Annotated in this window: 17 protein-coding genes; 8 read left to right on the top strand and 9 right to left on the bottom strand. The window is 63.9% G+C overall.

Annotated elements, in window-relative coordinates; genetic code table 11:
- Window positions 1-17 precede the first annotated feature (17 nt).
- Window positions 18-596, top strand: a complete 579-nt coding sequence (locus ACFDR6_RS27970) for an Hpt domain-containing protein (protein WP_375860255.1) — start codon at window positions 18-20, stop codon at window positions 594-596.
- Between the two features lie 238 nt (window positions 597-834).
- On the opposite strand, the gene ACFDR6_RS27965 is transcribed toward ACFDR6_RS27970, so the two are convergent.
- The 4 genes from ACFDR6_RS27965 to folE all read right to left on the bottom strand — a co-directional run bounded on the left by ACFDR6_RS27965 (window position 835) and on the right by folE (window position 4,593).
- Window positions 835-1,998, bottom strand: a complete 1,164-nt coding sequence (locus ACFDR6_RS27965) for a DUF2336 domain-containing protein (protein ID WP_212092299.1) — start codon at window positions 1,996-1,998, stop codon at window positions 835-837.
- A gap of 284 nt (window positions 1,999-2,282) precedes the next feature.
- Window positions 2,283-3,302, bottom strand: coding sequence for a lytic transglycosylase domain-containing protein (locus ACFDR6_RS27960; RefSeq protein WP_212092300.1), 1,020 nt, complete (start codon window positions 3,300-3,302; stop codon window positions 2,283-2,285).
- Window positions 3,303-3,456: 154 nt separating this feature from the next.
- Window positions 3,457-3,879, bottom strand: a complete 423-nt coding sequence (gene hisI, locus ACFDR6_RS27955) for a phosphoribosyl-AMP cyclohydrolase (protein WP_212092301.1) — start codon at window positions 3,877-3,879, stop codon at window positions 3,457-3,459.
- A gap of 24 nt (window positions 3,880-3,903) precedes the next feature.
- A complete protein-coding gene (gene folE, locus ACFDR6_RS27950) occupies window positions 3,904-4,593 on the bottom strand; it encodes a GTP cyclohydrolase I FolE (protein ID WP_028137199.1) in 690 nt (229 codons plus the stop codon).
- Between the two features lie 242 nt (window positions 4,594-4,835).
- On the opposite strand from folE, the gene ACFDR6_RS27945 reads away from it, so the two are divergent.
- A complete protein-coding gene (locus ACFDR6_RS27945) occupies window positions 4,836-5,291 on the top strand; it encodes an iron-sulfur cluster assembly scaffold protein (protein WP_212092302.1) in 456 nt (151 codons plus the stop codon).
- A gap of 133 nt (window positions 5,292-5,424) precedes the next feature.
- Here the strand turns inward: ACFDR6_RS27945 and ACFDR6_RS27940 are convergent, their stop codons facing one another.
- Entirely contained in the window at window positions 5,425-6,318 is an 894-nt protein-coding gene (locus ACFDR6_RS27940) for a COG3904 family protein (RefSeq protein ID WP_212092303.1), read from the bottom strand.
- Between the two features lie 228 nt (window positions 6,319-6,546).
- On the opposite strand from ACFDR6_RS27940, the gene yidD reads away from it, so the two are divergent.
- Window positions 6,547-6,885 carry a membrane protein insertion efficiency factor YidD gene (yidD, locus tag ACFDR6_RS27935; protein ID WP_212092304.1) on the top strand — a complete coding sequence of 113 codons (339 nt, stop codon included), beginning with the start codon at window positions 6,547-6,549 and terminating at the stop codon, window positions 6,883-6,885.
- Between the two features lie 89 nt (window positions 6,886-6,974).
- A complete protein-coding gene (locus tag ACFDR6_RS27930) occupies window positions 6,975-7,184 on the top strand; it encodes a hypothetical protein (protein ID WP_212092305.1) in 210 nt (69 codons plus the stop codon).
- Window positions 7,185-7,256: 72 nt separating this feature from the next.
- Here ACFDR6_RS27930 and ACFDR6_RS27925 read toward each other — a convergent pair whose 3' ends face one another.
- Window positions 7,257-9,590, bottom strand: a complete 2,334-nt coding sequence (locus ACFDR6_RS27925; RefSeq protein WP_375860397.1) for a tetratricopeptide repeat protein — start codon at window positions 9,588-9,590, stop codon at window positions 7,257-7,259.
- A 448-nt stretch (window positions 9,591-10,038) separates the two neighbouring features.
- On the opposite strand from ACFDR6_RS27925, the gene ACFDR6_RS27920 reads away from it, so the two are divergent.
- From ACFDR6_RS27920 to ACFDR6_RS27910, 3 genes are all read left to right on the top strand, one after another.
- Window positions 10,039-10,290, top strand: coding sequence for a hypothetical protein (locus ACFDR6_RS27920; RefSeq protein WP_212092306.1), 252 nt, complete (start codon window positions 10,039-10,041; stop codon window positions 10,288-10,290).
- Between the two features lie 114 nt (window positions 10,291-10,404).
- Entirely contained in the window at window positions 10,405-12,843 is a 2,439-nt protein-coding gene (locus ACFDR6_RS27915; protein ID WP_375860253.1) for an arylsulfatase, read from the top strand.
- 77 nt (window positions 12,844-12,920) lie between these two features.
- Window positions 12,921-13,979, top strand: coding sequence for a SphA family protein (locus tag ACFDR6_RS27910; RefSeq protein ID WP_375860252.1), 1,059 nt, complete (start codon window positions 12,921-12,923; stop codon window positions 13,977-13,979).
- 107 nt (window positions 13,980-14,086) lie between these two features.
- Here the strand turns inward: ACFDR6_RS27910 and ACFDR6_RS27905 are convergent, their stop codons facing one another.
- Entirely contained in the window at window positions 14,087-15,301 is a 1,215-nt protein-coding gene (locus tag ACFDR6_RS27905) for a hypothetical protein (protein WP_375860251.1), read from the bottom strand.
- 2 nt (window positions 15,302-15,303) lie between these two features.
- A complete protein-coding gene (locus ACFDR6_RS27900) occupies window positions 15,304-16,671 on the bottom strand; it encodes an APC family permease (protein WP_212092310.1) in 1,368 nt (455 codons plus the stop codon).
- 317 nt (window positions 16,672-16,988) lie between these two features.
- On the opposite strand from ACFDR6_RS27900, the gene ACFDR6_RS27895 reads away from it, so the two are divergent.
- Window positions 16,989-18,305: an alpha/beta hydrolase gene (locus ACFDR6_RS27895; protein ID WP_375860250.1), complete on the top strand. Its 1,317-nt coding sequence runs from the start codon at window positions 16,989-16,991 to the stop codon at window positions 18,303-18,305.
- 60 nt (window positions 18,306-18,365) lie between these two features.
- On the opposite strand, the gene ACFDR6_RS27890 is transcribed toward ACFDR6_RS27895, so the two are convergent.
- Complete coding sequence (locus ACFDR6_RS27890; RefSeq protein WP_212092312.1) at window positions 18,366-18,743, bottom strand: hypothetical protein; 378 nt, start codon at window positions 18,741-18,743, stop codon at window positions 18,366-18,368.
- Window positions 18,744-18,775 lie beyond the last annotated feature (32 nt).

Here is an 18,775-nt window from a genome sequence, read left to right as displayed (position 1 = left end):
CAGACGAGGCAGGCATCATGGCGAAGAACAGCGCAAAGGACATCGAGGTCAAGGCCTTCGCCACGCATCAGATCATCACGCAGCCCAACCCGCTGCGCAAGGTTATGCGCCGCGTCGATGCGAAGGACCTGGACGATCCGGTCAGCCGCGCCGAGCAGGCGCTTGCGGGCCTCGCCGGCGAGTTCAAGGACTGGATGGCAATCGAGGTCAACCGGTTATCGGCCGCCTATGTCGCCATCCGCAATGACGGCTTCACCAAGGAAAGGCGCGACGAACTGTTTCGCGCCGCCCACGACGTCAAGGGCGACGCCCCGACCTTCGGCTATCCGGCCGCGGCTGGGGTAGCCGAGAGCCTGTGCCGCGTCATCGAGCACGCGCCCGATCTCGAAAAGGTGCCGAGCGAGCTGTTCACGCACCACATCAACGCCATCCTCGCGATCGTGCACGAGAACACCAGGCTCGACAGCATCAGCGTTTCCGCCGAGCTCAGTCGCCGCCTGCGCAAAGTCGCCGACGACTACCTCGCCCACGTCAACCGCGACCGCCCCGAGCATCTCGAGGTGATCCTGGCGCCGAGCATCGTGCCGGCGGAGTAAGGCCTTCGTCTCTCTCCCCGTCATTGCGAGGAGCACTTGCGACGAAGCAATCCAGAATCTTTCCGCGGCAAGACTCTGGATTGCTTCGCTGCGCTCGCAATGACGGTGGTTGGGAGGCTGGGCCTATCCCCACGATCAGATCGTAGGGTGGATTAGCGCAGCGCAATCCACCGCTTTGATTGCCGCATAGACAGAATTGGTGGGTTACGGCTTCGCCTAACTCACCCCACAGCTCCCGCTACGCCGCGATCAGATCGTAGCCGTCCTCGTCGGCGACCAGCTCGTCGCAGAACAGCCTAGCCTCCTCCCGCGCCGATTCCGTGGCGAAGCGGCGCAGCAGGACCATCAGCGGCTCGGTGGCACCACCATCGGTCTCGCAATGGGTGAGCACGCGCTCGACCATGCGCCGGCGCAACCGCGCCGCGCCGGCGTCGCTGTCGACAAAGCCTTGTTCGTGGCAGGCCTCGAGCGCGACCTGGAACGCCGCGAACGTCGCCTCTGGAAGCCCGGCGCGGCGGAGCAGCGCCTGCAGGCTGTTGCCGCCGCGGTCGTGCAGCAGCGCGGTGACGCGCGCCAGCGGCAGATCGGCGAGCTCGGCCAGCGCCGCGTCGAACAGGTCGAGATTGCTGGACAGCAGCGCGCGCAGGATCAGGCCGGCAGTGAGCTGGCCCGTGACGCGCAGATGGTGCACCAGGCCCTGCATGTCATCGCCGCGCGAGCGCGCTGCGATGTTCATGGTGGAGCGGTCGCGCGCCTCGATCGTGATGCGATCGGCACGATCGGCGCTCAGCCAGTTTCGCGCCACGACGAATTGCGCCAGCGTCTCGGAGAGCTTCGCGACCAGCGCAGCGCGGGTTGCCGACGGCAGATCGTCCAGCACCAGCATCGCCTCGCGGATCGCGGCGAGATGGCCATGGCGCTCGACTATGCGATTCCACGAAAACGGAGCAAGCTCGGCATGGGGATTCTCGATCAGCTCCAGCGCGGCCGCCGCGCAGCCGACCTCGGCAATGGCGGCGCAGACCGAGACCGGCAGCGCGACGCGGCGGGCAACCGCGCATTGCACCTCGTCATTGCCGGTCGCGACGATGTCGACGAGATCGGCGTCGATCAGCAGCGGGGAATGTTCGAGCACGGGAAGCGCGACCGTCGGCTGGTCCGACGACAGCGCCCGCACGATCGACGCCGGAGCATCCGTGCTGTGCGCGAAAGCCTCGGCCATCGCCTGCCGCACCAGCGGCGAGGGATCGTCGAGCAGCATCAAAAGCGCGCCTTCGGCGGCGATGCGGTCGTCGGTCGAAAGGTCTGAGATCAGCCAGGCCCGGGCCAACGCCCGTGTGGCCTCGGCCCGCTCGCCGGCGGGTGCCGTCCTGATCCAATTGATGAACTGCCGAACAATCATGCTGCTTCCGGCTTACACAACAAACGAAAATGGTGACGGCTCGTCACCTGCAACACAAAATAAACCACGACGCTTAACAAAGCGTTCACCATAACTGACTGGTTTGATTGACGTTTTGTTAAGGGAACAAATGGCGTCCGCTCTCGTGTCCCGGACGCGGCGCAGCGCGCCAGCGAAGCGCCGCCGAGCTGGGACCCAGAAATTCGAGAGGAGTTGGTGGCGTGGTCCCGGCTCAGCGCAGCCGCGTTTCACGCCGCGGCGCGTCGGGGACATGAGAGTAGAGGCTAGCTCGAGAACGTGCCGCTGCGATCGCTGAAGAGATCGAGTGGCTGCGGCGGCCGCACATCCGGCGTCGCTGAAGCGACGGATGTCAGCGAGGCGTTGTTGCCCCACAATTTCTGCACGGTGGTCGAGACCGGCTGCGTGGCGTCGCCGGGCTGATAGATCGAACGAAACACCGGCGTGCCCGGCGCATTATCCGCGAGCGTCGTGGGCGCCGATGCACTGACGGGCGTCACCGCGCGTGTGTTCGGGAAGGTCTGGAGATAGGCGGCATTGTCGATGACGGGCGCCGTGGGCTGCATGCCGCTCGCGCTCGCGACCTCGGTGGTCGACGGCGTGCCGCCATACATCGCCATCGCGCTGCGGGTCGTTTTCGAATTGGCCGCGCTGGCATAGCGCGCGTCCAGCACCGAATAGACTTCGGAGACGCTGCGGGCGCGGCCGTCTCTGGCGTAGAAGATCGAACGATTGGCGGACGCCGCGTTGGGAAACAGCCGCGCGCCGACCGCCTGCGGGTTGTCCTCGGCATTGGCAATCAGTTTTGCGGCTCCGCCGACGCCCATGAAATGCGCCATATAGAGCTCGCTATCGCTCGGCCTGCGGCCGAGCAGGCCGGTGAGCTTGAAGCTGTTCGACTGCGTCAGCGCGGCCGCCATGCTGGAGGCGGCCTCGGGATCGTCGCGCAGCTTCATGATCGACCGCTTCATCAAGGGATCATCGACGGTGTAGCTGCCCGACGATGTCCTGGTGATGGCGGCGGAGTAGTTGCCGTAGCCGAGCTGGGTGCCGGCCTCCTTCACGGTGCCGAGCCAGGTCTGGTCGATGAACTGGTAGAGCCCATGCGCGGACGACGTCGTCGCACCCGCCGTCGGATTGAAGTCCGATTCCATCTTGGCCGTGGTCAGCATGTAGTGGAAGCTGACGCCGGAGACGTTCGAGGCCTGCTTGATCGCACCAGCGACGCGCGCGCGCGACGGATCGAGACCGGCCGTCTGCGTCGCACTGAAATTGTCGACCGACATGATGAGGTGCCCCGCCCCGCGCGGCGTTGAACGGCGCCGGCAATTCGGACGCCCTGTCGTCTCACCGTGGGACAGCTATGGTTAATGCGGGGTTAATCGGCCATGGTCGTCATTCCGGGGCGCACCGTAGGTGCAGGCCCGGAATGACAGCCGGCTATTTCTTGTAGACCGCGTCCGGATCGAACAGCCTGTCGGCATCGGTGAAGACCAGCTTGGCACCTCCACCCTCCCCCTCGACCTTGCGGTAGAAGCAGGACCTTCGCCCGGTATGGCAGGCCGCGCCGATCTGCTCGACGCGGATCCAGACCGCGTCCTGATCGCAATCGGTGCGCATCTCGACCACGCGCTGGGTTTGACCTGAGGTCTCACCTTTTCGCCACAACGCATTGCGCGAACGGCTGAAATACCAGGCCTCGCCGGTCGCGATCGTCTTGCGCAGCGCCTCCTCGTTCATGTGCGCGACCATGAGGACGTCGCCGGTGGCAACGTCGGTCGCGACGCACGTCACGAGCCCTGCCGCGTCGAACCGCGGCCGGAAGGACAGACCTTCCTCGATCTCATGAGAGTGAGCGGACACGACCTTGCCGATCTATTCGCGAGGTCAGCGCGTGCCTCGCACCAGGGACAGGAAACGGGCCTGCTCCGCCGGATTGTCGCGGAACATGCCGGTGAATCGGCTGGTGAAGGTGGAGGCGCCATGCTTGGCGACGCCGCGCACCGACATGCAGGTATGCTCGGCCTCGATCAGCACCGCAACGCCGCGCGGCTTGAGGACCTCGTCGATCGCCGCCGCGATCTGCGCCGTCAGATGCTCCTGGGTCTGGAGCCTGCGGGCGAAGATGTCGGTGAGGCGCGCCAGTTTGGACAGGCCGACGACGCGTTCCACCGGCGTATAGGCGATGTGCGCCTTGCCATAGAACGGCATCATGTGATGCTCGCATTGCGAGGTGAATTCGATGTCGCGCACCAGGACAAAATCGTCATAGCCCGCGGTCTCGCCAAAGGTGCGGTCGAGCACCTCGGCCGGGCACTGATGATAGCCCTGATAGAGTTCGTCGAAGGCCTCGACCACGCGGCGCGGCGTGTCGAGCAGGCCCTCGCGCTCGGTGTTCTCGCCGATATAGGCGAGCAGCGTCTTGACCGCTGCTTCCGCCTCGGCACGCGCCGGGCGCGGCTGGTCGGCGCGGACGGCGGCCGCGAGGAATTCGGCGGGATCAAGCTCCGCCGGGCGGCTCTCGGGCTGCCGGTCGGAGGGTTTGCCAGGGCGGATGGATTTGATTGCAGCGTCCATATCGACTCCGTTCGACGGCCTCGCGGCCGGAGTGTCACCGGCAGACGGGGCGGCCAAGCCGCCGGACGCCTGAAGAGAACAGTTTTGGCGCAAAGGGTCCGCAGGCTGTCATGCCGGCCGCACAGTTGGAAATCGCCGCCGGCGCGCTGCTGGACTGTTTTTCCACCAGTTCCGACCCTATATAGGACCGTGGACGCCGCCCGCCAAGGCCGATCGGGTGCGGAAGTGCTGGACTCCATCACATGCTGAACGACATCTACAACAAGCGGATCATCGAACTGGCCGGGAATATTCCGCGCCTCGGACGGCTGTCGGACCCCGATGCCTCCGCCACCGCTCACTCCAAGCTGTGCGGCTCGACCGTCAAGATCGATCTCAAGATGACCGGGGACACCGTCACCGACTTCGCTCACGACGTGAAGGCCTGCGCCCTGGGCCAGGCCTCCTCATCCATCATGGCAAGTCGGATCGTCGGGTCGACTGCGAGCGAACTCCGTGAGTTACGCGAGACTGTTCGCAAGATGCTGAAAGAAAACGGTGCGCCTCCTGAGGGAAAATGGGAGGAGATCAAGTTCCTTGAACCGGTCCGCGACTACAAGGCGCGCCACGCCTCGACGCTTCTGACCTTCGATGCCGTGGTTGATGCCATCGGCCAGATCGAAGCCAAGACCAAGCAGCCGGCTGTGGCGCAGGGCTGAGACCTCTCCCGTCATTCCGGGGCGATGCGCAGCATCGAACCCGGAATCCAGAGATTGCGGGGCCAAGATTCTCAGGTGTGCAATTGCGCACGATAGTTGCGCCACGCGCGCCTGACTGCCGAGATTGAAGAGCCTATTTCGGCGCCGCCGCAGCAGGCGCGGCCACACCGCCCGTCGGCACCACGGCTTCCGCCGTCTTGGTCGACTTGGCAGACTGCTCGGGTTCCGTGCCGAACCTGGCCTGTGTCTTCGGCGCCAGGTCCGCCATCGCCGGCGCGGAGATGTCCACATGCGGCAGCACGTCGGCAACGAGATCCGTCGTCACGAGATTGGTGAGCTTGAGCTCGCCGGCGTCCAGCTCGTGCAGATCCTCCCAGGGCGGAACGCTGAGCGCGAGCGACAGCAGATCGCCCGCTCCGCCCATGTCGAAGGTGTACTTGGCGAGCCGGCCGATGTCGCGCTCCACGATCATCAGATCCTGCGCGCTGTAGCTTGCCGCCTTGGCATCGTCGGCGCGGTCGCCCATCCAAATCTGGTGAACGCGGACATGGGCCGCTTCGGGCACGTAGCGCTTCTTGCCGGCCAGCAGCAGGAACACGCACATGGATTCGCAATAGGCCTCGGGCGCGACCGCCGGACGAGCCGATGGCCCGCCGCGGAGGCTTACGCCGACCGTGGTCAGGAGCCCCAGATTGCGGAAGCGCCGGCCGAGCGTAATCGCGTCATTGACGGAACCGCCGCTGGAATCGAGCACCACGGTGGCGCCGCCGAGCTGGCGCCCACGGGAAAACTCTTCGAAATCCTTCGGCGTATCGGCGGTGATGATGCCCACCGCGCTGACCCAGCCGCGGCAGTTCGGCTCGCAGGCGATCCAGTTGAACTTCATCGGCAGTTTGCGCTCTTCGAGAGCGCTACCCGCGCGGGCCGACGACCCGAGTGTCGCGACGGCACCAGCCAGCACGACTCCACAGACGGCGGTTCCCACCAGCAACCAGCCGCGAAGATTGAGCGACGTCAGTACTTTCAAACTGGTCCCTTCCCCAAGCCCCAAAGCGATTCGGGTAAGCCCCGTCTTGCGCCCGATGAGTCTACACATGGACGTCACAAAAATGGTATCCGGGGGAATACAGATCGTCCATAGGCACTTGCTGCACTGCTCCCAAAAAGCATGCAAAATATGGCGTGGAAACAACAGCTTACAGTTCCCTGCCTCGGAACCGAGCAATATCTCGCCTAACGTAGCATCACAGCGCACATGAAGCATTCAGCCTGCGGGCATTGTTCAAGTTCGGTGGAAGGGGCGCTTCGGCTCCCGCGCAGACTCGGCCGCGCGCTGATCTGGCTCTATCGGCATACGCTGTCGCCTCTGGTTGGCTACAACTGCCGGCACCTGCCGACCTGCTCCGTCTATGGCGACGAGGCGATCGAACGGTTCGGGCTCTGGGCCGGCGGCTGGATGACGCTCGCGCGGCTGCTGCGCTGCCATCCGTTCGGCACGTCCGGCATCGACAACGTGCCGCTCACGGCGCCGCAAGGCGCGCGCTGGTATCTGCCATGGCGCTATGCCCGATGGCGGGGCGTCAATGCATCCTGAGATTGCCGCGATGCGTTGCGCATCGGTGGCCCGAGGAACCTTGGACTTCCTTCCTGCGTTGTTTTGACGCTCCCTCGGGAGGAACAACAATGCGCTGGAAAATCAGCCCCCATCTTCACCTCAAACCTGGGCCCGCCCCCGGCTTCAGGCGACATCACGACCCCAGAACCATGGATCTGCTCGCCATCGTCGCCTTGCTGGCACTCGTGCTCGGCTCGGGCTGGTATCTCGCATCGAGCCTTGCGACGGCGCCGAGCACGACGACCTTCATCGTGCCGAGCCAGAGCGTGCATTGGTAGCTCAGGCGTGGACCCATTGCGCGAGCCACCGGTTGCCGACCAAGCCCCAGCAGCCACTACTCCTGGTTTTGCTCACTGCGCGCGGGGCCGGACGGCTCGGCGAAGTTCTTGAATCAGTGTCGTAAGACCCTGGTCAGCTGGCCGGAAACTCGCGAGCTGTTCCGCGTACTTCAGCGCCGACGCCATATCTCCGGCCATTCGGTTGAACGAGACGAGGGCCTGAAGAATATCGAGGTCGTTCGGATGACGGCGTAAGGCTTCCTTCAGGACGTTCAAGGCCTCCTCGCGTCGGTCGCCGGAATGCAGCGCGACGGCGTAGACGTAGGCGTAACGCGGCCCGTCCGGCTCCAGCTCCGTCGCCCGACGGAGCTCGTTGAGCGCGTCCTCGGACCGTTTCAGCCTCGTCAGCGTCAAGCCGAGCGCATGGTGCAGCGCCGCGTCGCGCGGTGAACTCGCAAGCGCGGCGCGAAGGACGGATTCGCCGTTGCCGTCCCGCCCGCGTTGCCGATCGAGATCGGCGAGATTGATCGCCGCCGTCGCGTATTGCGGGCTCAGCCTGAGGGCCGCTCTGTATTCGGCCTCGGCTTCCTGCATCTCTCCGCGCCGCGCGAGGAAGTCTCCGAGCGCGGTGCGGGCCTCCGGTCTCTCGGCATTGGCGCGCTGGGCGGCGACGAACTCCGCTGCCGCCTGATCGAAGCGTGCACGATCCGGCTGAGGCTGGCTTGCGGAAGGAACGCCCGCGAGCAGAGAGACCGCCCTGATGCGGACACCGCGGACGGGATCAGACAACAGCGAGGACACGAGGGACCAGACCCGATCAACGGGCACGTTGCCCAGCATGTCGAGCGCGCCTATCCGCACCATCGGATCGGGATCGGCCAGCGCGACACGGACCGTCGCGATGTTCGCCGGCGTCACGCGCGATGCAAGTTCGTCGAGTGCGCTGGCGCGGGCCACGGCGGGCGCTTTGCGATCCGCCGCAAGGACGGCAAGCAGCGCGGTGGCATCGGTCTGGTCGGTGCGGGCGGCATGGAATGCCGTTCCGTAATTCTGGAAGCCCTTCCGGAGCGGACCGAACCATCGCTCGACGGCTGCCGCCGACCATTGCGGTGACTTGTCGCGGTGACAGTCGTTGCAGGCGTTCGGCGCTCCGAGGGTGACGGACAGATCGGGACGCGGGACCCTGAAGGTGTGATCGTGCCTGGTATCGATCACCATGTAGGTCCTGACCGGCATGTGACATGAGATACAGGTCGGCGACGGCTCGACCTCGGCGTGCTGGCGATGCGTCACGCCGGCATATTTGTCGGACGCATGGCACTGCAGACAGACTCCCTCGCCCGGCAAACGAAGCTTCGCGCTATGCGGCTCGTGGCAGTCGCTGCAGGTGACACCGGCCGCAAACATCTTGCCTTGCTTGAAGGGTGTATAGTTATAGGGCTCCTCGACATCGCGGATCTGCCCGTCGGCATGATAGGTGTTGCGCGCGAGCGGCTCGACGACATGGGTTTGCGACAGCCATTGGCCGGGAACCCAATTCTCGTCGAAGGCACCCCGCCGTGCGTGACAGAGGCCACAGGTCTCCACTTCCTTGCGGAGCATTGCCGGCTCGGCGGAACGCCTTGCGTTTCCGGTCTGCGGATCGATCGGCCAGGTGATGCGGTGCCGCTCGTCGAAACGCACCAGCAAGCCCTTGGCGGCGTCCTGTTGCTTGCCAAACGGCCACCAGCTCTGCTGCTCTCGCGCCCAGGCGGCATGGCGCGAGCCCTGACCGTGACAGGCCTCGCAGCCGACGCTGATCTCCGCCCAGGTCGTCGAAAAGCGATCCCTTGCGGCGTCGTAGTTCTTGCGCAAGCCGGTGGAGTGGCACTCCGCGCACATGAAATTCCAGTTCTGGTTCAGCTTGGTCCAGTGCAGGATATCGTCATGCTTGATGGCCTCATTGGGCGAAAGGTGAAACCAGCGCTGGCCGCCCTTGTCTTGCGGCCGACCGTCCCATGCGATCGGCAGTGCCTGGACGCGCCCATCCGGGAACGCGACGAGATATTGCTGCAGCGGATCGAGGCCGAAAGTGTACTTGACCTCGAACTCGGAAAGGCTGCCGTCGGCGCCGTCGGTCTCGACCAGGAATTTTCCGGCCCTGCGGAAGAAACGTGAACGTACGCCGTAATATTCGAAACTCGCATCATTGAAGTTGCCGAGCACGGTCTTGTCGTTGGCGTGCTGCATCGCCGCCTTGTGCTGCGAGGCGGCCCACGATTGTGCTTCGGCCTGGTGGCAGCCTGCGCAGGCGTCGCTCCCGACATAGGCCGCCGTAGACGGTGATTGGGCATCCCAAGCCGGGCCGCCGCCAAGTAGATGAACGGCGAGGCCTATGACGAGGACAGCCGCCGCCACTGCCAGCATCGAAAACAATATATAGAGCTTCGAGAACTGCGTGGTTCTCGATGTTTCCGAGGCTTGCGCTTGCGACGACACAACATGCGACAGCTTGGCGGCAGGTTCTTGCCGCAAGACAGTCTTGCTGCCGGCTTTGCGACGTTTGCGTGCCAACGACAGCCTTTCAGCCTTCCCCTTCACCGAAATGCGGGTATCTGCATCCGGTCGGCATAGGCTTGTCTATCTTCGGCTGCAGGCTCTGCGAGTCAAGTCTGCAGGATCATTTGGCATCGAGCTGCGCGCAACGGTTCGCCTCATTCCACTGCGCTCCCCAATGAGGAAGGGCCGACACCAACGAATTCCTTCGCGCATCATCATGCCTCGGATCACGATCGTGATCGAAGCACTTGATCCAGCTCAATACGCCGGTCGTTCGATCGGGTAAATTCGGCAATCAACAATAGAGGACACCGGGATGAAGCGCTCAATCGCATTGTCTGCCCTGCTGACAGCTGGACTGGTCGCCGGCTTCGTAGCCGCGAGCACAGACCAGGCCGGTGCGGTCGTCTACTGCCAGTATGTCGATTATCCCGTCGGATGCATCGTCAGGCCCGGCGTCGTGCTACGGCCGCGGCCGGTCGCGCGTGCCGTGGTGACCCCCGGAGTTGGAGCGGTGGGCACCCCCATGAATCGCGGCGGTCCGGTCAATCGCGCCGGGCGGCGCTGAGACCGCATCGAACTGTTGTCGAACTGCGGGATGCGCTGGTCGCATCCCGCCATTTGATCACCAGCCATTTGATCAATTGATTTCTGTTTTTCCTCCTTCGCTGAGGTAGCCGACATGAGACGTATGACGACGGCGGTCACCGCGCTGTCCTTGATCGTGCTGCTGCCCATTCCGGCGAATGCCCAGCAGGTTGCCCCACCCGCGGTCGTGCTTCCGACCGATCGCGCAGTGCTGCCGATTCCCGAGCCGTCATATCCGCACAGCACCGTCTTCGACGCCCGCAACGCAACGCCGCCGCCACGCTTCGAGGTCAAGGCACCTGTCGGTGCACCCAACGTGCTCATTGTGCTGATCGACGACATGGGCTTCGGCCAGTCCGGCGCCTTCGGCGGTCCGATCCGCATGCCGACGGTGGAGAAGCTGGCGAATGAAGGGCTGCGCTACAACGAATTCCATACCACGGCGCTCTGTTCGCCGACTCGCTCCGCGTTGTTGAGCGGCCGCAACCATCACATGAACAACTTTGGATCGATCGCGGAAACCGCGACGACCTTTCCGGGGCAGACCGGACAGCGCCCCAACAGCGTCGCCACGATCGCGGAGATGCTGAGACTGAACGGCTACAGCACCGCCCATTTCGGCAAGAACCACGAGACGGCGGCATGGGAGGTGAGTCCCTCCGGGCCAACCGATCGCTGGCCGACCCGCCAGGGCTTCGACAAGTTCTACGGCTTCATGGGCGGCGAGACCAACCAATGGGCTCCCCTCATCTATGACGGCATGACGCAGGTCGAGCCGTCGAAGGATCCCAACTACAACTTCATGACGGACATGACCAACAAGGCGATCGACTGGATGCAATACCAGAAGTCGCTGACGCCCGATAAGCCGTTCTTCATGTACTTCGCGCCGGGCGCTACCCATGCGCCGCACCACGTGCCGAAGGAATGGATCGCGAAGTACAAGGGCAAGTTCGATCAGGGCTGGGACAAGCTGCGTGAGGAGACGCTGGCCCGCCAGATTAAGCTCGGTGTGGTGCCGTCGGGGACGAAGCTCGCGCCCAAGCCGGAAGCCATCAAGGATTGGGCCGCGCTGAGCCCTGACGAAAGGAAGCTGTTCGCTCGCCAGATGGAGGTGTTCGCCGGCTTTGGCGAATACGCCGACACCGAGATCGGCCGCCTCGTCGACGCCGTCAAAGCGACGGGTCAACTCGACAACACCCTGGTCTTCTACATCGTCGGCGACAATGGCGCGAGTGCAGAAGGCGGCATGAACGGGCTGTTCAACGAGATGACCTATTTCAACAGCGTGCAGGAGAGCGTTCAGGACATTCTCAAGCACTACGATGAACTGGGCAGCCCGATGACGTATAGTCACTATGCTGCCGGTTGGGCCGTCGCTGGCGACACGCCCTTCACGTGGACCAAGCAGGTAGCTTCGAGCTATGGCGGCACCCGCAACGGCATGGTCGTTCACTGGCCCAAGGGCATTGCGGCGAAGGGTGAAGTACGCTCGCAGTGGCATCACGTCATCGATATCGTGCCGACGATCCTCGAAGCCACGAAGATTCCCGAACCGAAGAGCGTGAATGGAACGCCGCAAGCCCCGATCGAGGGCGTGAGCATGGCTTACAGTTTTGGCAACGCCGGCGCTGCGAGCCGGCATACCACCCAGTACTTCGAGATATTCGGCAACCGCGCAATTTACAGCGACGGCTGGCTGGCCGGCACGATTCACCGTGCAGCGTGGGAAACGACGAACCGCAGGCCGCTTGAGCAGGATATCTGGGAGCTGTACGACACGCGATCGGACTTCAGCCTGACGAACGATCTGGCAGCAAAGAATCCGGACAAGCTGAAAGAGCTTCAGGATCTCTTCCTCAAGGAAGCCGTCAAATATTCCGTGCTGCCGCTCGACGACCGAACTCTGGAGCGACTGAACCCGGCCCTCGTCGGCCGCCCCGACTTGATGGCGGGCCGCACCTCGTTGACGGTTCATGAGGGCATGCTCGGCATGTCGGAGAACGTCTTCATCAACACGAAGAACCGCTCGCATGTGATCACCGCCGATGTAGAAATTCCCAAGGCCGGAACCAGCGGTGCCATCCTCGCCCAGGCCGGCCGGTTCGGCGGCTGGAGCTTGTATTTGAAGGACGGCAAACCGACCTACACCTACAATTTCCTTGGTCTCCAGCGATTTACGATATCTGCCCCGCAGGGGTTACCTGCCGGCAAGTCTACGATCCGTTTCGAGTTCGCCTACGATGGGGGCGGAATCGGCAAGGGCGCCGTGGGCACGCTTTTCGTCAACGGAAAGAGTGTTGCCACAGGTCGGATCGATCGGACGCAATGCTGCGGCTTCTCCGCTGACGAGGGCGCGGACGTCGGTGCTGACGAGGGTACTCCCGTAACTGAAGCCTACAAGGTGCCGTTCAAATTCTCCGGAAAGATCAGCCAGGTGACGATCGAGCTGAAGGAAATGAAGAAGGCCGACAGCGAAGAAGCTGCAGAAGGTCGCAAGGCGGCCATGTTGAAGAGAGGATTGTCGGATTGAGCAATCGCATGGCGGAAGCTCCGGTTCGCCCCGGCGGGATCGCTCGACTTCATCAAGTTGGCTGTGAGGCGGCAATCATGACGCACAATGCTGCACCCGCGCGTCGGCTGAGTGGCGCTCTCGCTGCCGCCGCGCTTGCTTTGCTTTCTCCGCAGGTGGCCCTCGCCGACGAAAACGGCATCTCGTTCTGGCTTCCGGGCCAGTTTGGCAGCCTGGCGGCCGTGCCGATGATGCCTGGGTGGTCGCTCGGCACCGTCTATTATCATACCTCCGTCGGCGGCTCCGGCGGGGTCGCCGCGTCGCGGCAGATCTCGACCGGCAGACTTCCGGCGACGGTCAATGTCAGCCTCAACGCCAGCCTCAACGCACAAGCCGATATCCTGATCCTGGCGCCGAGCTATACGTTCGGCACGCCGGTGCTGGGCGGACAATTGGCCGTGGGTCTCACCGGCACATTCGCGCGGAGCGCCGTCGGAATCGACGGAACGCTGACCACCAACGTCGGCCCGTTCGGCTCGACTCGAACCGGCAGTCTCTCCGACACGCTAGTGTCCGTCGGCGATCTCTATCCGGTGATGTCGCTGAAGTGGCACAACGGCGTTCACAACTGGATGACGTATGCGACTGGCGACATTCCCGTCGGAGATTATCAATCGACCCGTCTGGCCAACACCGGCCTCGGTCACGGCGCCATCGATGCCGGCGGCGGATACACCTATCTCGATCTCGCGACCGGGCAGGAATTCTCCGGTGTTGCCGGGTTCACCTACAATTTCAAGAACCCTGACACCCAGTACCAGAGCGGAATCGATTTTCATTTCGACTGGGGCGTGTCCAAGTTTCTCTCCAAGCACGCGTTCGTGGGCTTCGTTGGATATGCTTATCAGCAGATCACCGACGATTCCGGTCAGCACCCCATTCTCGGCCCATTCCGCTCGCGCGTCCTGGGCATCGGCCCGCAATTCGGCTACCTGTTTCCCGTCGGAGACATGCAGGGCTATTTGAACGTGAAAGCTTATGGAGAGTTCGACGCGGCAAATCGGCCGTCCGGCTGGAACACCTGGCTGACGTTCTCCATCTCGCCCGCGCCGCCAGCGAGCACGGTGACGTCGACCAAGCATCACGTGCGGAAGTAATCCGCGGAGGCAGGCGCGAACCAATACTGTTGGGAACTTAGGTCATATCTCATCGGCGCAGCGGAAGCCCTTGAGCTGTCCGCCCGGTCGATTCTTGAGTTCACGGCCTAGCGAAACCAGAAGGTGCGCCCGGACTGCGGCGGGATCGATTCTGGCGGCCGCAACCGCTTCGGACGTGGCGGCTTTGGCGCCGGCTCGGCAGCCGGGCTGGCCTCCGCGGCCGGCGCGGTCTCGCTGCCCGGCACCTTCACCGACAGCAGCAAATTCGATTCGTGCATCCGCCAGCGATAGCCGACACCGAAATCGATCGGCTGGGCGCGCGTGAACAGCCGGGCATAGCGTTCCTGGTAGCGGCCGGGGAATTCGTCGATTGGCCCGAGATAACGGCCGAACGGGAAGAACTGCCACTGCCGCGCGCTGTAATTCGCAAGCGGAATGCCGGAGTCGTCCTGGATGATGGTGGCACTGTTGGCGAGCAGCCAATCGCGCACGACGGTGAAATTGCCGGAGTGCAACAAATAGGACGCGCTCTTGAGCAGGCTGTTGCCGGGCCCGAGCGTCTCGCAGAATTTCAGGAAACCGGTCGCGCGCGCCCCGGAGTTGGAAAGATCGGTCGAGAAGTAATACAGCGTGCGCGCTTCCCCATCGCTGCCGGCGAAGGTGATGCGGACTCCGCGCGTCGCGTTCCGTCCCGGATTGTCGTCGCCGACATGAACCCCGCCCTTGTCGTCGAGCGCGACCATCTCGACATTGCGGATCGTCTTGCCGGAACGCGCGAGGAAGACATAGAGGATCGGCAAGGTGCCGTTGACCTGATTGGCGCGCAGGTCGACTTTCATCTGTTTGGTGATGAAGAAGGAGAAGCTCAGGATCGAGCCGAGCGAACGCTCGACATTGTAGAGCGCAGCGCCGACCGAGCCGCGCGGCAGCCGCGTCAGATCGGGCACGGCGCCGACCGGCTCCAGCGCGCCGAGCACGTAGGTGCTGGCCTTGGAATAGAAGGTGTTGGCGTAGAGGAAATCGGGGCCGCTGAACATGTAGAACATGGTCGGCCGGGGCGCGGCGAGATTGACGTCGGCCCAATTGCGGATCTTCGAGAGCTGGCGCTGTTCGAGCTGCGCGAAGGCGCCGTCGAAGAACTTTGCATGGCGCTGCCAGCCCGGTTCCTTGGTGAGCGGCACCAGCGGCGAGTCCGCCGAGGGCTGCATGCCCGCAAGGAAGCGCGCGGTGTCATCGAAGGTCACGTCGGCGGCATTTGCGGACGAGACGGCCGCCGCCAGCAAGGCGAGAGCTGCGGCCGCAATTCTGAGGGGTCGAAGCATGACTATTCGCGATTGTGTGAATTGCCAGCGGCGACCGGCCGCCTGCGGAAAACAGCATAAATCAACAGGCCCGAGAGCATGACGAGCATCCCCGCGAGCGACTGCACCGGCCGCTCGGTCAACAGGTAGTACATCATGAACCCTGTCACGAGCAGGAAAACGAGCGGCGTGAACGGGTATCCCCAGGTGCGATAGGGCCGCGGCAAATCGGGATCGGTGATGCGCAGCTTGATGACGCCGGCGACCGTGAAAAACGAGCAAAACAAGAGTGCGAACTGGATAAAGTCGAGCACGGCCTCGAAGCTGCGCGTGAACAGCAGCAGATTGGCGACGACGAGCTGAAACAGGATGGCATAGGCCGGCGCGCCGCTGGCCGATCGCTTCGAGAAGACACGCAAGGCGGGAATGTCCTCCCCCATGGTCATCATCACACGCGGGCCGATCCACATCATCGCAGAGATCGAGGAGATCAGGCCGACGCAGATCATCGCGCCGACGATGCGGCCGCCGAAGTCGCCGAAGATGGCGCTGCCGGCGACACTGGCGACGTCGAGCTGGCCGGCGAGTTCGCCGACCGGCGTGGAGTAGAGAAACACCGCGTTCAACGCGACATACAGGACGAGCACGATCAGCGTGCCGGCGAGCATCGCGCGCGGCAGATTCCGCTGCGGCATGTTCATCTCACCGATGATGTAGGTCGCGGCATTCCAGCCCGAGAACGAGTACATCACGAAGACCAACCCGATCGCGAAGGGTGCGCTGACGATGTGGGCGATGTCGCCCGGCTGCGGGGTGAAGGCGATCGGTTGCGGCACGCCGATGACGAAACCGGCGACCAGGAAGGCGACGATCAGCGCGACCTTGATGATCGTCGAGATCAGCTGGAAGGTCGAGGAGTGCCTGACGCCGGTCAGCTGCACAAGCGAGACCAGCCACACCACAGCGATGGCGAGCGGGATCGGCGGCAGATCGGGCTGGACCGATTTGGCATATTCGCCGAACGCCATCGCCGCGAGCGCGACCGGCGCCGCAAACCCCACCGTGGCCGACACCCAGCCGGCGAGAAAGCCGAAGGCCGGATGATAGGCACGGCCGAGGAAATTGTACTCGCCGCTCGAGCGCGGAAACATCGCCCCGAGTTCGCTGTAGGCGAACACCCCGCACAACGCGACGATGCCGCCGACGGTCCAGAGCAGCAGGATCGAGAAGCCGGACGGGATATCCTTGACCTGGAAGCCGAGGCTGGTGAAGACGCCGACCCCGATCATGTCGGCCACGACGATGGCGGTTGCGACAAGGGCCGAGACCCCGGTCCCGTTTCCGGTCAGCCGGCGAGTCCAGGGTGTGGTGCCCGCATCTGATGCCGTCATCGGGGTCCTTCACCTCAGGCGTCATGCCTTGCGGGCATCGTGCAGTTTGGCCCAGTCAATTCAAGCAGGGTTAACAAGGGTTAAATGAGGCGGCCGAAACAGGTATTTGGGCACCGCATTTCCGGCTCCCGCGCGAAAAAGCTGCGTTTGCCCCGGGAAATCCCGTCCCTCTCCCCCACAATCAGGACACGATTGCGTGGTCCCTTTGAGCGTTCCGGATGTGGGGAAGTTTCTCCGGACGCTTAACGTCGCCTAAACGCCAGTCGGCTCAATTGTCGAAAGATTGCCGATGGACGTGACTTTGGGGTCATGGGTGGATGGTCGGGGCCGTTCCGAAAATGAGAGCTGACAGCCATGCCGGCCGGACGCGGTCCGGTCGGCGCGGTCGTGCGCTCAGGATCGGCCTGATCTCAGCCTTGGTGCCGATGTCGCTGTCACTGGGTCAATGCGGCAAGGCGCCGAACCCGGCGGCGCTCGCTGCGAATTCGCAGGCCAATGTCCAAGGAGGCAGTCAGGTCGTCGCGAAAACCCATCCCCAAGTGGCAAGCGGCGACACCTTCGAGGATCGCTTCCCTGCTCCGCAATTCAAGGAACGCTTCCCCTCGGCGAGCGAAAGCCTCCTGCAACGGCAGATGTCGGACTTCTCGCCCAAGCACGCTGTGCAGCCACAGGCGCCCGAGCAGGCCCCCTACAAAGTCGCTTCGCTGGAGCCGCAGGTCCCCTACAAGCGTCCGCCACGCGACGATTTGACGACGCTCGTCAGCATGAAATCGTCGGCCTTTCCCTATTTCGGCAACAACCCCGCCTCCGACGCGCCCTTCCTCAACATCTCCAAGGGCGATCGCCGTGGCCATCGCAGCTATTCCGGTCGCGTGTTCTGGCAGGACGAGACCTACAATGACAGCCGCGTGCTGATGCACGTGCCCGAGCATTTCGACGTGCGCAAGCCCGGGGTGATCGTGGTGTTCTTCCACGGCAATGGCGCAACGCTCGAGCGCGACGTGCGTGATCGTCAGCTCGTGCCCAAGCAGATCACCGATTCCGGCGCCAATGCCGTGCTGCTTGCACCGCAGATGGCGGTCGATGCCGCCGATTCCAGCGCCGGCAAGTTCTGGCAACCGGGCGGCTTCAAGCGCTTCATGGCGGAAGCGGCCGACCACCTCGCTCGCGTCACCGGCGATCCCACCAGCGCGCGCGCCTTCGCCAACATGCCGATCGTGATCGTCGGCTACAGCGGCGGCTTCCTGCCGACGGCCTGGAGCCTGGAAGTCGGCGGCATCAGCGACCGCGTCCGCGGCGTCGTGCTGCTCGATGCCGTCTACGGCGAAATGGACAAGTTCGCATCCTGGATCGAGAGCCACCGCTCCGGCTTCTTCGTCAGCGCCTACACCCGCCACACCGCGCGGCGGGACCGCGAGCTGATGAGCATGCTGCGGCAAAAGGGCATCAGCGTCGCCGAGGACATGGACGGACCATTGCGGCCCGGCAGCGTGGTGTTCGTCGAGACCGGCGACGGCATCACCCATCGCGACTATGTCACCCGCGCCTGGACGCGGGATCCGCTCAAGGACGTGCTGGTGAAGATGGCGGCGACGCCAGCGTTGGCGCTGACGCGCGTCGCCTCGAGCCGCTAGGCCTGCAAGCTGCTCAGCGCGACCGGGGCGGCTGTGGCCGTGCGTGCTTCAGGTCTTGCTTCAGGTCTTGGGCAGCTTCGGAATGGCCTCGGCGAAGCCGTTGTAGCAGGTCAGCCGCTCGTCCTCTTCCTTGAAGAACCGGCAATCGGCGTAGCCCTTGGCCTTCGCCGGCTTCGGCTTCGGGGCCGGCGGCATCACGGCGTCGTAACAATTGAGACGATCCTTGGTGCCGTCGTCGATCTCGAGGCAGGCCTGGAGCCGCACGGCGATCGACTGCGGCTTGCCCTTCGGCGCTGCAGCAGGCTTTGCCGCCGCCTCCTTGGTTCCCTTGGGCTTGACCTGCACCAGCGGCTTGTCCCCCACCATCGGTGGCTTGTCGGCTTGCGCGAACGCGGAGGCTGAATAGAGCACCGCGGCAACCGCCAGAATCATCCTCATTTCAGTCAACTCTCTTTGGTCCCCATGACCGC

Source organism: Bradyrhizobium tunisiense, from assembly GCF_042263385.1.
In the GTDB taxonomy this organism is placed as follows: domain Bacteria; phylum Pseudomonadota; class Alphaproteobacteria; order Rhizobiales; family Xanthobacteraceae; genus Bradyrhizobium; species Bradyrhizobium tunisiense.
The sequence above is the reverse complement of the archived record's forward strand: the minus strand, read 5'-3'. Positions and strand labels throughout refer to the sequence as shown.